Source organism: Metabacillus sp. B2-18, assembly GCF_021117275.1.
Lineage (GTDB): Bacteria > Bacillota > Bacilli > Bacillales > Bacillaceae > Metabacillus.
In genome coordinates this window covers 4,293,710-4,306,543 of sequence record NZ_CP088245.1, presented here as the reverse complement: position 1 = coordinate 4,306,543, position 12,834 = coordinate 4,293,710, and the positions used below count along the sequence as shown (strand labels likewise).

At 37.3% G+C, this 12,834-nt stretch carries 13 protein-coding genes and 1 tRNA gene; 11 read left to right on the top strand and 3 right to left on the bottom strand.

From position 1 onward, the window contains the following. The first annotated feature begins 355 nt into the window (after positions 1-355). From LPC09_RS21800 to LPC09_RS21780, 5 genes are all read left to right on the top strand, one after another. Complete coding sequence (locus tag LPC09_RS21800) at positions 356-823, top strand: 8-oxo-dGTP diphosphatase (RefSeq protein ID WP_098797864.1); 468 nt, start codon at positions 356-358, stop codon at positions 821-823. A gap of 90 nt (positions 824-913) precedes the next feature. After that, positions 914-1,819: an RNase adapter RapZ gene (rapZ, locus tag LPC09_RS21795; RefSeq protein ID WP_231308270.1), complete on the top strand. Its 906-nt coding sequence runs from the start codon at positions 914-916 to the stop codon at positions 1,817-1,819. 2 nt (positions 1,820-1,821) lie between these two features. Continuing rightward, positions 1,822-2,781 carry a gluconeogenesis factor YvcK family protein gene (locus LPC09_RS21790; protein WP_098797863.1) on the top strand — a complete coding sequence of 320 codons (960 nt, stop codon included), beginning with the start codon at positions 1,822-1,824 and terminating at the stop codon, positions 2,779-2,781. A gap of 33 nt (positions 2,782-2,814) precedes the next feature. Then, positions 2,815-3,765 (top strand): DNA-binding protein WhiA, encoded by a 951-nt coding sequence (whiA, locus tag LPC09_RS21785; RefSeq protein ID WP_231308268.1) that lies wholly within the window; start codon positions 2,815-2,817, stop codon positions 3,763-3,765. A 36-nt stretch (positions 3,766-3,801) separates the two neighbouring features. After that, positions 3,802-4,059 carry an HPr family phosphocarrier protein gene (locus tag LPC09_RS21780; RefSeq protein ID WP_098797861.1) on the top strand — a complete coding sequence of 86 codons (258 nt, stop codon included), beginning with the start codon at positions 3,802-3,804 and terminating at the stop codon, positions 4,057-4,059. Positions 4,060-4,529: 470 nt separating this feature from the next. Here LPC09_RS21780 and LPC09_RS21775 read toward each other — a convergent pair whose 3' ends face one another. From LPC09_RS21775 to LPC09_RS21765, 3 genes are all read right to left on the bottom strand, one after another. Beyond that, positions 4,530-5,696 (bottom strand): IS256 family transposase, encoded by a 1,167-nt coding sequence (locus LPC09_RS21775; RefSeq protein ID WP_098798984.1) that lies wholly within the window; start codon positions 5,694-5,696, stop codon positions 4,530-4,532. Between the two features lie 783 nt (positions 5,697-6,479). Beyond that, positions 6,480-7,073 carry an ATP-dependent Clp endopeptidase proteolytic subunit ClpP gene (gene clpP, locus LPC09_RS21770; protein ID WP_098797860.1) on the bottom strand — a complete coding sequence of 198 codons (594 nt, stop codon included), beginning with the start codon at positions 7,071-7,073 and terminating at the stop codon, positions 6,480-6,482. Positions 7,074-7,450: 377 nt separating this feature from the next. Continuing rightward, positions 7,451-7,903 carry a DUF2269 family protein gene (locus tag LPC09_RS21765; RefSeq protein WP_098797859.1) on the bottom strand — a complete coding sequence of 151 codons (453 nt, stop codon included), beginning with the start codon at positions 7,901-7,903 and terminating at the stop codon, positions 7,451-7,453. 171 nt (positions 7,904-8,074) lie between these two features. On the opposite strand from LPC09_RS21765, the gene LPC09_RS21760 reads away from it, so the two are divergent. The 6 genes from LPC09_RS21760 to gap all read left to right on the top strand — a co-directional run bounded on the left by LPC09_RS21760 (position 8,075) and on the right by gap (position 12,767). After that, positions 8,075-8,150, top strand: a tRNA-Arg gene (locus LPC09_RS21760). A 134-nt stretch (positions 8,151-8,284) separates the two neighbouring features. Then, the gene (locus LPC09_RS21755) at positions 8,285-8,521 is read left to right on the top strand and encodes a hypothetical protein (RefSeq protein WP_098797858.1); all 237 of its coding nucleotides are present in this window, start codon (positions 8,285-8,287) and stop codon (positions 8,519-8,521) included. Between the two features lie 251 nt (positions 8,522-8,772). After that, a complete protein-coding gene (gene rpoN / locus LPC09_RS21750; RefSeq protein WP_098797857.1) occupies positions 8,773-10,065 on the top strand; it encodes an RNA polymerase factor sigma-54 in 1,293 nt (430 codons plus the stop codon). A 32-nt stretch (positions 10,066-10,097) separates the two neighbouring features. Continuing rightward, positions 10,098-10,331 carry a glutaredoxin family protein gene (locus tag LPC09_RS21745; RefSeq protein WP_098797856.1) on the top strand — a complete coding sequence of 78 codons (234 nt, stop codon included), beginning with the start codon at positions 10,098-10,100 and terminating at the stop codon, positions 10,329-10,331. Positions 10,332-10,475: 144 nt separating this feature from the next. Continuing rightward, positions 10,476-11,495, top strand: coding sequence for a sugar-binding transcriptional regulator (locus tag LPC09_RS21740; RefSeq protein ID WP_231308267.1), 1,020 nt, complete (start codon positions 10,476-10,478; stop codon positions 11,493-11,495). A 264-nt stretch (positions 11,496-11,759) separates the two neighbouring features. Beyond that, the gene (gene gap, locus LPC09_RS21735) at positions 11,760-12,767 is read left to right on the top strand and encodes a type I glyceraldehyde-3-phosphate dehydrogenase (RefSeq protein WP_098797854.1); all 1,008 of its coding nucleotides are present in this window, start codon (positions 11,760-11,762) and stop codon (positions 12,765-12,767) included. Positions 12,768-12,834: the final 67 nt, after the last annotated feature.

Genomic DNA, 12,834 nt, shown 5'->3' with positions numbered 1-12,834 from the left:
AAAGGCGGTTAACAATTTCGTAATTGTGTTTTAACTCTCCTGTAACATGACTGAAACAATTATGAGGTACTATATAAATAGTAATTGACCCCCTTTTATAAATAGACTTAATTTCGAGCATGGGCGCCCTTTCCCGTGCTCCCTTTTTTTGTTCTTCAACCTGTTTTTATTTCTTTTTAAAAAAATGAAACAGATTTCCATCTTATCCGTATATACATATAGTAAATTCCTCTTTTTTTACCAATTGAAAAGCTAATCGTGTTCGTTGTATAGATTATTTGAACATAGTATAATAAACAAAAGTAAAGTACGAGATAAAATGAGGAAAAATTCCAATGTCATGTGAATAATAGAGGTGAAGAATTTGCAAAGAGTAACCAACTGCGTCTTAATGGAAGGAAACAAGGTTCTTCTCCTACAAAAGCCTAGAAGAGGTTGGTGGGTAGCTCCCGGTGGGAAAATGGAACTGGGGGAATCTGTAAAGGATACTGTCACACGTGAATATAGGGAAGAAACAGGAATCTATATAAAAAACCCTCAATTAAAAGGTATTTTTACGTTCATCATACAAGACGGAAAAGATATTGTTTCAGAATGGATGATGTTTACCTTCTTAGCGACTGATTATCAAGGAACGAATGTAGGAGAATCAGAAGAAGGAACAATTAAATGGCATGATAAAGAAGCGGTTCAGGAGTTACCGATGGCACCTGGAGACCACCACATCCTGGATTATGTGATGAAAGGTACAGGAATGCTTTACGGGACCTTTACATATACTCCAGATTTTGAACTACTATCTTATCGTTTGGATCCACAATAAACCGGCATATTTGCTTACAAAATTTACAAAGAATGAATGAAATTATGATACGTTACATGTAGCAGGAGAAATGAGAGGAGGAGAGATGGAATGACTGTCGAGCAAAACGAGCAACAGATGTTACAGCAAGATGTGCAGATGGTAATTATTACTGGCATGTCTGGCGCAGGAAAAACAGTTGCTATTCAAAGTTTTGAAGACTTAGGTTACTTCTGTGTGGACAACTTGCCGCCAACCCTATTACCAAAGTTTTTGGAGTTAATGAAAGAATCAGGCTCTAAAATGAATAAAGTCGCATTAGTTATGGATCTTCGTGGAAGAGAGTTTTTCGATAGTTTATTTAAAGCACTTGATGATCTACCGGAAAACTCATGGGTAACACCCCATATTTTATTCCTTGATGCGAAAGACTCTACTCTTGTCACAAGATATAAGGAAACAAGGCGCTCACATCCGTTAGCTTCTAAAGGTCTTCCATTAGAAGGGATTGGCTTAGAGCGAGAACTGTTAGAAGAGATGAAGGGTAGAGCACAATTAATCTATGATACATCAGATTTAAAGCCAAGAGAGTTACGTGAAAAAATCCTTAAGCAATTTTCTTCAAGTGTTCAACACACGTTTACCGTGAATGTAACATCATTTGGATTTAAATATGGAATCCCAATCGATGCTGATCTTGTCTTTGATGTTCGTTTCTTACCAAATCCTCATTATATAGAGCATATGAGGCCAAAAACGGGCTTGCAGGAAGAGGTTTCTTCATACGTGTTAAAGTGGAATGAAACACAAAAGTTTCTTGAAAAGCTTATAGATTTGCTCACATTCATACTGCCTTATTATAAACGTGAAGGAAAAAGTCAAATTGTTATTGCGATTGGTTGTACAGGAGGTCAACATCGCTCAGTAACACTCGCTGAATATCTTGTAAAACATTTTCACCAAGACTATCATACTCAAGTCTCACACCGAGATATTGAGAAGAGAAAGAATCACTAAGGATGACAGAACATTTGCCTAAAGTTGTGATTATCGGTGGCGGTACAGGGTTATCCGTTTTATTAAGAGGGTTAAAGCACTTTCCTGTTGATATTACGGCCATTGTGACTGTTGCTGATGATGGCGGGAGCTCGGGCAGGCTCCGAAATGAGTTAAATATTCCACCTCCTGGAGATATCCGAAATGTATTAGCTGCTTTATCTGATGTTGAACCACTCGTTGAAGAGCTATTTCAACATCGTTTCAATAAAGGGAATAATCTCATTGGCCATTCCTTAGGGAATCTCATTTTAGCTGCTATGACGAACATTACTGGTGATTTTGTTCATGCAATTAAAGAAATGAGTACTGTCTTAAATGTACGAGGAAAAGTTTTACCAGCTGCTAATTCTAGTGTTGTGTTAAACGCAGAAATGGAAGATGGCACAATTGTATCAGGAGAATCAAAAATTCCTTTCTCAGGTAAAAGAATTAAAAAGGTGTTTTTGAGCCCTACCGAAATTGAGCCTCTTCCTGAAACAATTGATGTGATCAGAGAAGCTGATTTAATTGTCATTGGTCCAGGCAGCTTGTACACAAGTATCTTACCGAATCTTCTTGTACCGAAAATAGGAGAAGAAGTTTGCAAAGCAAAAGCGAAAAAGGTATACATCTGTAATGTGATGACACAGGCAGGAGAAACATTAAATTACTCTGCAAGTGACCATGTGAAAGCATTGTATGAGCATATGAATGAATCATTTATTGATACCATTCTCGTAAATGAAGAAGAAATACCTGAGAACATAAAGTCATTATATGAAGAGGAGCTTGCGAAGCCTGTTCATTATGATATTGAAAGGTTAAAATCACTAGGTCTTGAAGTGATAACAGACAATATTGTTTGTTATGAGAATAGTGTCATTCGACATGACACAAATAAAGTTGCAAAGCTATTATATGGAATTCTTCAAGAAGACTAACGCGGGTTCCAGGTAAAGAATGGGGGTGCAGAGTTGTCATTTGCATCTGAAACGAAAAAAGAATTAACGAATCTAGAACTAAAACCATGCTGCTTACGAGCTGAGTTATCAGCTTTAATTCGAATGAATGGATCGTTGTCATTTTCAAACAAAATGCTGGTTTTAGATATTCAAACAGAAAATGCAGCGATTGCCAGAAGAATTTATACTTTGTTAAAAAAGCAATATCAAGTATCAGTGGAGCTTCTTGTTCGAAAGAAAATGCGTTTGAAGAAAAACAATGTTTATATTGTAAGACTTGTTGAACAAGCAAAAACGATATTAGAGGATCTTAATATTTTAGATGAGGGTTTTACCTTCTATCATAGAATTTCTGAAGATCTTGTGAAAAAGAAATGTTGCAAACGCTCTTATATAAGAGGCGCATTTCTTGCTGGAGGCTCCGTTAATAACCCGGAAACCTCATCCTATCACCTTGAAATTTTCTCACTATATAAAGAGCATAACGATTCTCTTTGTGAGTTAATGAATACATTTGATTTGAATAGCAAAACGTTAGAGCGTAAAAAAGGCTTTATCACGTATTTAAAAGAAGCAGAAAAAATCACAGAGTTTTTAAATGTCATTGGTGCCCATCAAGCACTGCTTCGATTTGAAGATGTCCGCATTGTTCGAGACATGAGAAACTCGGTGAATCGTCTGGTGAACTGTGAAACAGCCAATCTTAACAAAACAATTGGTGCCGCACTCAGACAGGTAGAGAATATTCGCTTTATTGATGATAAAATAGGCTTAGATGCTTTACCGGATAAACTAAGGGAAATCGCCAAGCTTAGAGTCGAATATCAAGATGTCACGTTAAAAGAGCTAGGTGAAATGGTATCAAGTGGTACCATCAGCAAATCGGGTATCAATCATCGACTACGTAAGCTAGATCAAATAGCTGAGCAATTAAGAACTGGTCAACCGTTTTCACTAAAATAAAAATAAAAAATTTAAAGAAGAGAAGAGGAGATTACTATGGTTGAAAAGCAAGTAGAAGTAAATCTTAAAACAGGTTTACAAGCACGTCCAGCTGCATTATTTGTTCAAGAAGCAAATCGTTTTGCATCTGATGTGTTTTTAGAAAAAGACGGCAAAAAAGTAAACGCAAAAAGTATTATGGGACTCATGAGCTTAGCGGTTAGCACTGGTGCAGTTATTAATTTAATTGCAGAGGGGAACGACGAGCAAGAGGCTGTTGAAGCTTTAGCGAAGTTTGTGCAACAAGAAGGGTAATTTGTTAGAAGAAGCAGACATTGATTATAATGTCTGCTTTTTTTTTATGTTTTTGGGGGAAGTGTGGGAGTACTGTCTCGATAGTGTGAGAATCGGGACAATCATAGGGGAGGAAAGGGAAGATGTGTCTCGATAGTGCGGGAATCGGACACAAATCGTGTAGGGAAGAGAAGGTGTGTCTCGATTGTGCAGGAATCGGGACACAAATAGGATAGGGAAGAGAAGATGTGTCTCGATAGTGCGAGAATCGGGACACAAATCGTGGAGGGAAGTCAAGTCCAGAATATTGTGTAAATTTAATACAATGTTTTCAACTACTACATTTGGATATGTGTATTATCCCCTACATTTTTTTTTGCGTAAATTCCATGGGCTTTCACTTACATATCCAGGGAAGGCTGTCAAAGGTTCCTCACTTTGACAGTCTTTCCTGGATATGTGATCATTCCATAATGGAAGCTACGAAAAAATTAGCATCTTCTTATAGATTTTGTAGAGTAAACAGATTCTTGGTATTCCATTAAAACAGCTCCTACTAAACGAAAAGCAGATTGTGTGTTTGGGAAGATACGAATAACTCTTTCTCTTCTTCGTACTTCTTGATTTAATCGTTCAAGAGAGTTCGTACTTCGTATATGAGGGCGCATATTCACTGGATGATTCATATATTGAATGGTATCTTCGAACCCTTCATCGAAAATAGTAAGAGCCTTTTCGTACTTTGGATTATTTCCAAATTGAGTCATCAGTTCATTCTTAAAGGTTCTGATATCTTCAACAGTGATTGCCTCAAACACACGCTTGATCATCATACGAATATCAGCTGAATCCTTTTTGGGCAACTTTTCAATAATGTTCCTTTTAAAATGAACATTACACCTTTGCCAGCTAGTACCTAAAAATTCACGTTGTATGGCTTTTTGTAAGCCTTGGTGAGCATCTGATATCACTAGTTTCGGAGACTGAAGTCCTCGTGATTTTAGCTGTTGAAGGAAGCGACTCCAACTCTCGTAATTCTCTGCATGATCAATACTTAGACCAAGTATTTCACGCTGGCCCTTATCTGTAATAGCTGTGGCAATATAAACAGCCTTTGAGACCACCTTATGGTGTTCTCTCACTTTGATATACATGGCATCTACAAAAAGATAGGGATAATATTTGACGTTTAAAGGACGCTTTGCCCAATCATTTACGATTGGATCTAATTTCAAGGTCAATGAAGAAACAAACGATTTTGAGACAGATTTACCACATAGCTGTTCAACTATTTGTGTTACCTTGCGTGTTGAGACCCCATTAATAACCATTTCCAACATGGAGATCACTAAAGCTTGATCACATCTAGCATATTTTTCAAAAACTGTAGTCGAAAACTCACCATCACGAGTTCTCGGCACCTTGAGTTGTATCTTGCCGATACTCATAATTAATTCACGTTCATAGTAGCCGTTGCGATAGTCACGACGGGCTGCAGAGCGTTCATAAGAAGCAGCATGTAGATAATCATCTCTCTCTTTTTCCATAAACTCATTTAAGACCAAAACAATTGCTGATTTAACTACTGCATCAATATCAGAATTTAATACAGAATCTTTTAAAACTTCCAAATCTAGGTTAAACTGTAACTGGGTCATCTTATTCCTCTTTTCATGTTTATCGTAGCTGAAAACATTGTAGCCAAGAGTGAATAAAATGAACCCTTTTTCTTTTTACACAATTATACGGACTTAATCTGGAGGGAAGAGAAGGTGTGTCTCGATTGTGCAGGAATCGGGACACAAATAGGATAGGGAAGAGAAGATGTGTCTCGATAGTGCGGGAATCGGGACACAAATCGGGCAGGGAAGAGAAGATGTGTCTCGATAGTGCGGGAATCGGGACACGAATAGGGGAGGAAATAGGAATTGTGTCTCGATAGTGATGGAATCGGGACACAAATGGGAGAGAGAAGAGAGGATGTGTCTGGATAGTGCGGGAATCGGGACACAAATAGGATAGGGAAGAGAAGATGTGTCTGGATAGTGCGGGAATCGGGACACAAATCGGGCAGGAAAGAGATGATGTGTCTCAATAGTGCGAGAATCGGGACAAACAAAGGGGAGGAAAGAGAAGATGTGTCTCGATAGTGCGAGAATCGGGACACAAATAGGATAGGGAAGAGAAGATGTGTCTGGATAGTGCGACAATCGGGACAAACCCAGGGTAGGAAAGAGCACTTATGTCTCGATAGTACGAGAATCAGGACAAGACTAAACCAGGAAAGAGAAGATGTGACTCAATTACAAGAAAGAGCAACTGATCACATAAGACATAAGCTCCATCTCCTACCTCCGTGACTCAGTGCTTATATGCCCTCAATCTAAAACAAAAAAGCCCCAATCACTATCAAATCGGATTGGGACCTACTTCATCTAATCTTATTTACTTAACGTATTACGATCTAACACTTTGTCAATTAAACCATATTCTAACGCACGATCAGCAGTCATGAAGTTGTCACGCTCTGTATCGCGTTCGATAACCTCTAGATCTTGACCTGTACGATCAGAAAGAATTCTGTTTAATTTGTCACGTAAGAATAAGATACGTTTTGCAGCAATTTCAATTTCCGTTGCTTGACCTTGTGCGCCACCAAGTGGTTGGTGAATCATCACTTCACTGTTTGGAAGAGCATAACGTTTACCTTTTTCACCAGCTGCAAGTAAGAATGCACCCATTGAAGCAGCCATACCAATACAAATCGTTGATACTTGTGGTTTAATGAATTGCATTGTATCGTAGATTGCCATACCTGCTGTGATGGATCCACCAGGGCTGTTGATGTAAATTGAGATATCTTTTTCTGGATCTTCAGCTTCTAAAAACAGTAGCTGTGATACAATTGAATTTGCAACATTATCGTCGATGCCGCTTCCAAGCATAATGATACGGTCCTTTAAAAGACGTGAGTAAATGTCATAAGCACGCTCACCACGGTTTGTTTGTTCAATAACTGTAGGGATTAAATTCATTTCATATTCCTCCTTTATTTTAAGAAAGATTAGGTTTGTTCTAAAGGGTATAAGGTTTAATATGTAATCCTTTAGAACTTCACACATAAAACATGTTTTGAAATAGGTAAATCTTATGTATCTCCATCATACAACTATGGTCAATAAAGGTCAAACGAAAAGACCAATGCTTTACGATGAATTTTTAATTGCCATCATTGATGTCTATACTATACTATGTATGCGGTCACGATAACATGTAATCATGTTTCCCACATTTGTTGTTTTTCAAACTGAGTGAATACTTTTTTCGATACTTAATAGATCTTCTAAAATTGTGAATTTAACGGAATCATAAAAAAGACAGACCACAAAAGGCCTGCCGAAAACAAAAACGATTAAAATGGTTTCACGGTCATTAAAACAATTAAAATAACCGCTGATGCATGTAAAACATTATTAAATGGAATGAGCTGTTTTGCCAGTTTTGTATACTCTTCTGGTAACTCCTCACCTTCATGGTTTTCAAGCGACTTTAATTGTTGCTTTTCTTTTTTAGGGAGAATTCCAGCTGTGATTGGTTGAACAGCTATGTAAATAACAAGAGAAGCTATGTACCAAACTTCTTTAAAAAGATAAGGATTGATGATGGCCATAATAATTCCTGTAAGTAATAATGTGATGCTTCCCACCTTTGCGAACTTTTCAATGCCTTTAGAAACCTTATGAGCAAACTGAGCTTGTGATACAGTTTTTACATTGCTCATTAATACTGGCATACCAAATGTAGCCCCAAGCCCTACAACAGCCGCAACAAGATGGATAATCAATAAAAATGTGTAAATAGTCATGCTTTTTCTCCTCCTTTTTTACTACACCCTAAATTATACCTAAAATGTATAAAATTAGAACAACATTTTGTGAATTGATTTTTTGATTTTGTGTTGGAAATAATCACAGAAAAAGGCAGTTGAAATTAAGTTAAAGTTCCCGTATAATTTTCCATACTGATATATTAATGTGCGCTCGTAGCTCAGTCGGATAGAGCGGTGGTTTCCGGTACCACGTCTGCCGGGGGTTCGAATCCCTCCGAGCGCGTCACATGAAAGAAGCCTCCTGAATACGATATTTCAGGAGGCTTCTTTCGTTATGCCAACTATAAACTTTAAATTTTTACAAGCATGTATATCGTTTCCACCACTGACTGATAATGTAGTCGAGGAGGTGTGAGTATGTACGATGACCTATATGTAATAAACGGAAAAGCAGCCATTTTATCTTCTCTAATAAACGGTAATATTCCTACTGCCGAAGAGTGCAATTTAACCTCAGAAGATTTCGAAAAAATATGTGAAGAGATGTATGAAGAAGGGTTAATCCAGCGTACAAACCTTGGCAACGTGGTAAACGCAGAGGTATCAAATAAAGGTATTCACTTCTTTGATAATATCGCAAATTCACTAGAATAAGACTTTTCCCATTATAGATCGTTAGAAATTGTCAGGTTTGGGCTATTACCTTAAGCGCCAAACCTGACAAAAAAACGTATGATTTTATAATCCCGACATACTATGTAAAGACCAACAGTATGCTGTGAGGAATCGTTTTTTATTTCCAGTTTAATAAAAGTACTTGTCATAGAGACTACAATATTAGTAAAATAAACTGTAAGCGCTTACTCTTTGAAGGCATAGTGTAGAATGTGTTAGGGGGATTTTTAATGAGAATAGAGTTAGTGCAACATCAAGCCTTAAAACTAAATATGACTCAAGAATTGCAACAAGCCATTTCGTTATTGCAGTATTCCTCAGATGATCTTCTATCATATGTGCAAGAACTTACAATGGAAAATCCACTTATTGAAGTAAGAGAAAACGATCGTTCTCCATTTCGTCAGAAACCATCATCTTCTACTAAACAATCCTTTATAGAGAATACATTAAGAGAAAAAACAAGTTTACGAGAGCATTTGCGTCAACAGCTGATCGATTTTTCCTTAAATAAAAACGATCGTGCTTGCCTTGAGCTGTTAATTCAGGCAATTGGTTCAAATGGATATGTAAAGGACTCCCTTACAGATTTGTCTAGTGTGTTGGGTGTTAGTGAGGAGTTACTGGAGAGTAAACTATATTTCTTACAAAGCCTTGAGCCTGCAGGTATTGGTGCCCGTTCACTACAAGAATGTATTTTATTACAGTTAAGGCGTCTGCCTATTCGCAATGAGTTAGCTGAAATAATGATCTCTGAGCACTTTCGTTCATTTGCCGAGAAGTCTTGGAGAGATTTGTCAAAAAAGTTAAATATTAAGATTAGTAAGATACAAGAGATACATGATCTGGTTAAGCAGTTAGAACCGCGTCCAGGCTTAAAGTATGAGTCAGATGACTGCACATATGTAAAGCCCGATATGACAATTAAGCAGATTAATGGAGAGTGGCGAATACTTTATAATGATGAATTAATTCCCCAGCTACTCATAAGCAAGCCAATCGAATGCAGTGGTCCCTTTTCACTGGATGAAGAAGCTCAAAGCTATTATTCCAAAAAATTAACACAAGGAAAATGGTTGCAAAGAGCGATTGAGCAGCGAAAAGAAACGATGATTAATGTAATGAAAGTGATCATTCAAAAGCAACAAGATTTTTTTATTCATGGGAAAAGTCATTTAAAACCCTTAACATTAAAGGAAGTTGCTGATATTTTAGATATTCATGAATCAACAGTTAGTCGGACGGTGAAGGATAAGTTCATTCAAACTCCACATGGCTTAGTGATGATGAAAACATTTTTTACGAACAAGGTAGCTGAAGAAAATGGAGATATCTCCTCAGCTTCAGTGAAAATGAAGCTGAAAAAATTAATAGATTCAGAGAACAAGAAAAAACCTCTTTCAGACCAAAAAATAGCTAATGAGTTAAAAACCTTGTATGATATTAGTATTTCAAGGAGAACCGTAACAAAATATAGAGAGCAATTAAATATTCCAACATCAGCAATAAGAAAAGAGTATTAATACCAATTATCGAAATGGAAGTGCAGCAGTAAATGAAGAAAATAACCTTTTATTCAAAAGAGAACTGTTCATTATGTGAGAAAGGGTTAACGATCATACATGAACTAAAAAAAGAATTGGATTTTCACTATGAAGTGGTGGATATTTACAAAGATGATGTACTGCTGGAAAAGTTCCAAATCATGATTCCAGTGGTGGAAATAGATAATGAGGTTGTTTCTTATGGTATTTTGGATAAAGATTCCATAAGAAATCGCTTACTTTAAAAAGTCAATAAACATTTCTTGAATATGCAAATTTACCCTGTTAAAATAAAAGTTGTAGCAGGGAGATTTTTTTTTGAGTGGGTGGGACATAATAAGTCATAGCGGGACGAAATAGGTCCATATCGACTCAGAAAGGGATAGCAAATGAAATCACTTATAGAAGTACAAAGAAAATTATTGCCTGACCTGTTAACGGTTATGCAAAAACGCTATCAAATTCTTCAATACATACGATTAATGCAGCCGATTGGACGCAGAAGTCTCTCTACTAGTCTTGGCCTGAGTGAACGAATTCTAAGGAATGAAGTTCAGTTTTTAAAAGATCAGAATTTGATTGAGATCCACACATCAGGTATGACGTTAACAAACGATGGCACTTCTTTACTTATTAATCTCGAAGAAATGATGAAAGATGTTTTAGGATTATCTTCTTTGGAAAATACATTAAAGGAGAAGTTCCAATTAAACAGAGTTATCGTTGTTTCGGGTGATAGTGATCAATCTCCATGGGTAAAAAAAGAAATGGGAAGAGCATGTGTGACATGTATAAAAGAACGGTTAAATGGTAAAAATATCGTCGCCGTTACTGGTGGGACAACGCTCGTATCGGTAGCAGAAATGATGACACCTGATAGTAAAAACCGTGAAATATTATTCGTCCCAGCACGTGGAGGACTTGGTGAAACAGTGGAAAATCAAGCAAACACTATTTGTGCAAAAATGGCAGAGCGTGCAAGCGGAAATTATCGACTGTTACATGTACCAGATCAACTAAGTAAAGAAGCATATCAATCAATCATCGAGGAGCCTTCTATAAAAGAGCTTTTAGCGATTCTGAAATCCTCAAGTATGGTCATCCATGGAATAGGAGACGCTAAAACAATGGCAGAGCGCCGGAAAACTCCGGAGAAAGATTTCCTTAAAATTGAGCAAGGAAATGCTGTTGCAGAGGCATTTGGTTACTATTTTGATCAAGAGGGAGAAATAGTCCATAAAGTTCAAACTGTGGGAATTCAGCTTGATGATATTGATGAAGTACCTAATGTTATCGCTGTAGCAGGTGGTGCATCAAAAGCAAAGGCAATAAAGGCCTATATGAAACAAGGGTTAGACTCTGTCCTTATCACTGATGAAGGGGCAGCAAATGAGTTAATAAGGGACTAAACACCCCTGATTATATATGTTTCGCTTAAAAAAAGCGGAAGCGCCTTGCAAAGCCCCGACAAGCATAAGATGCAAGTGAATGGAAGACGTTCTCTGTCTTTTATTCACTTGCGGCTTATGACCTTGAGGGGCTAGGCGGTGAAGCTAGACAACTACACTAGGTATAAATTTTTTATACTGTTTAAGTGTTAAGTAAGGTGAAACAAACTTAATGTAAGTGTTCAAGGTACATAGCCTGAACAAAATTAAAGGAGGAAATTTATCATGGCAGTAAAAATCGGTATTAATGGTTTTGGACGTATTGGTCGTAATGTATTCCGTGCAGCTTTAAAAAATCCTAACGTTGACGTTGTAGCAGTTAATGACTTAACAGATGCTAACATGTTAGCTCATCTTTTAAAATATGATACTGTTCACGGAAAATTAGATGCAGAAGTTTCTGTTGACGGTAACAACCTTGTAGTTGAAGGAAAAACAATCCAAGTATCTGCTGAGCGTGACCCAGCGAAATTATCTTGGGGTGAGCAAGGTGTTGAAATCGTTGTTGAATCTACTGGTTTCTTCACTAAGCGTGCTGACGCTGCAAAACACTTAGAAGCAGGCGCTAAAAAAGTAATCATCTCTGCTCCAGCAAGCGATGAAGATATCACAATCGTTATGGGTGTTAACGAAGACAAATACGATGCAGCTAGCCACGATGTAATTTCTAACGCTTCTTGTACAACTAACTGCTTAGCACCATTCGCTAAAGTATTAAATGATAAATTCGGTATCAAACGTGGAATGATGACAACTGTTCACTCATACACAAATGACCAACAAATCTTAGATTTACCACACAAAGACTACCGTCGTGCTCGTGCGGCAGCTGAAAACATCATCCCAACTTCAACTGGTGCTGCAAAAGCTGTTTCTCTAGTATTACCTGAATTAAAAGGTAAATTAAACGGTGGAGCTATGCGTGTTCCAACTCCTAACGTTTCTTTAGTTGACTTAGTTGCTGAGTTAGACAAAGAAGTAACTGTTGATGAAGTAAACGCAGCACTTAAAGAAGCTGCTGAAGGTGATCTTAAAGGAATCCTTGCTTACAGCGAAGAGCCATTAGTATCTGGTGACTACAATGGTAACCCTCACTCTTCAACAATCGACGCATTATCTACAATGGTAATGGAAGGCCAAATGGTAAAAGTTATCTCTTGGTATGACAACGAAAGTGGTTACTCTAACCGCGTAGTTGACCTTGCTGACTACCTTGCTTCTAAAGGTCTTTAATTCTTAAAAGATAACGAAACTTTATAGCTATACTCAAATGGGGAAAGGGGAGTATCCCCTTTCCTCT

Coding starts and splice junctions, on each gene's coding strand:
- LPC09_RS21765 (WP_098797859.1), bottom strand. CDS start 7,903: ATGACTATTTACACATTTTTATTGATTATCCATCTTGTTGCGGCTGTT.
- LPC09_RS21755 (WP_098797858.1), top strand. CDS start 8,285: ATGTACGATGACCTATATGTAATAAACGGAAAAGCAGCCATTTTATCT.
- LPC09_RS21775 (WP_098798984.1), bottom strand. CDS start 5,696: ATGACCCAGTTACAGTTTAACCTAGATTTGGAAGTTTTAAAAGATTCT.
- LPC09_RS21790 (WP_098797863.1), top strand. CDS start 1,822: ATGACAGAACATTTGCCTAAAGTTGTGATTATCGGTGGCGGTACAGGG.
- LPC09_RS21745 (WP_098797856.1), top strand. CDS start 10,098: ATGAAGAAAATAACCTTTTATTCAAAAGAGAACTGTTCATTATGTGAG.
- LPC09_RS21780 (WP_098797861.1), top strand. CDS start 3,802: ATGGTTGAAAAGCAAGTAGAAGTAAATCTTAAAACAGGTTTACAAGCA.
- clpP (WP_098797860.1), bottom strand. CDS start 7,073: ATGAATTTAATCCCTACAGTTATTGAACAAACAAACCGTGGTGAGCGT.
- LPC09_RS21740 (WP_231308267.1), top strand. CDS start 10,476: ATGAAATCACTTATAGAAGTACAAAGAAAATTATTGCCTGACCTGTTA.
- rpoN (WP_098797857.1), top strand. CDS start 8,773: ATGAGAATAGAGTTAGTGCAACATCAAGCCTTAAAACTAAATATGACT.
- gap (WP_098797854.1), top strand. CDS start 11,760: ATGGCAGTAAAAATCGGTATTAATGGTTTTGGACGTATTGGTCGTAAT.
- rapZ (WP_231308270.1), top strand. CDS start 914: ATGACTGTCGAGCAAAACGAGCAACAGATGTTACAGCAAGATGTGCAG.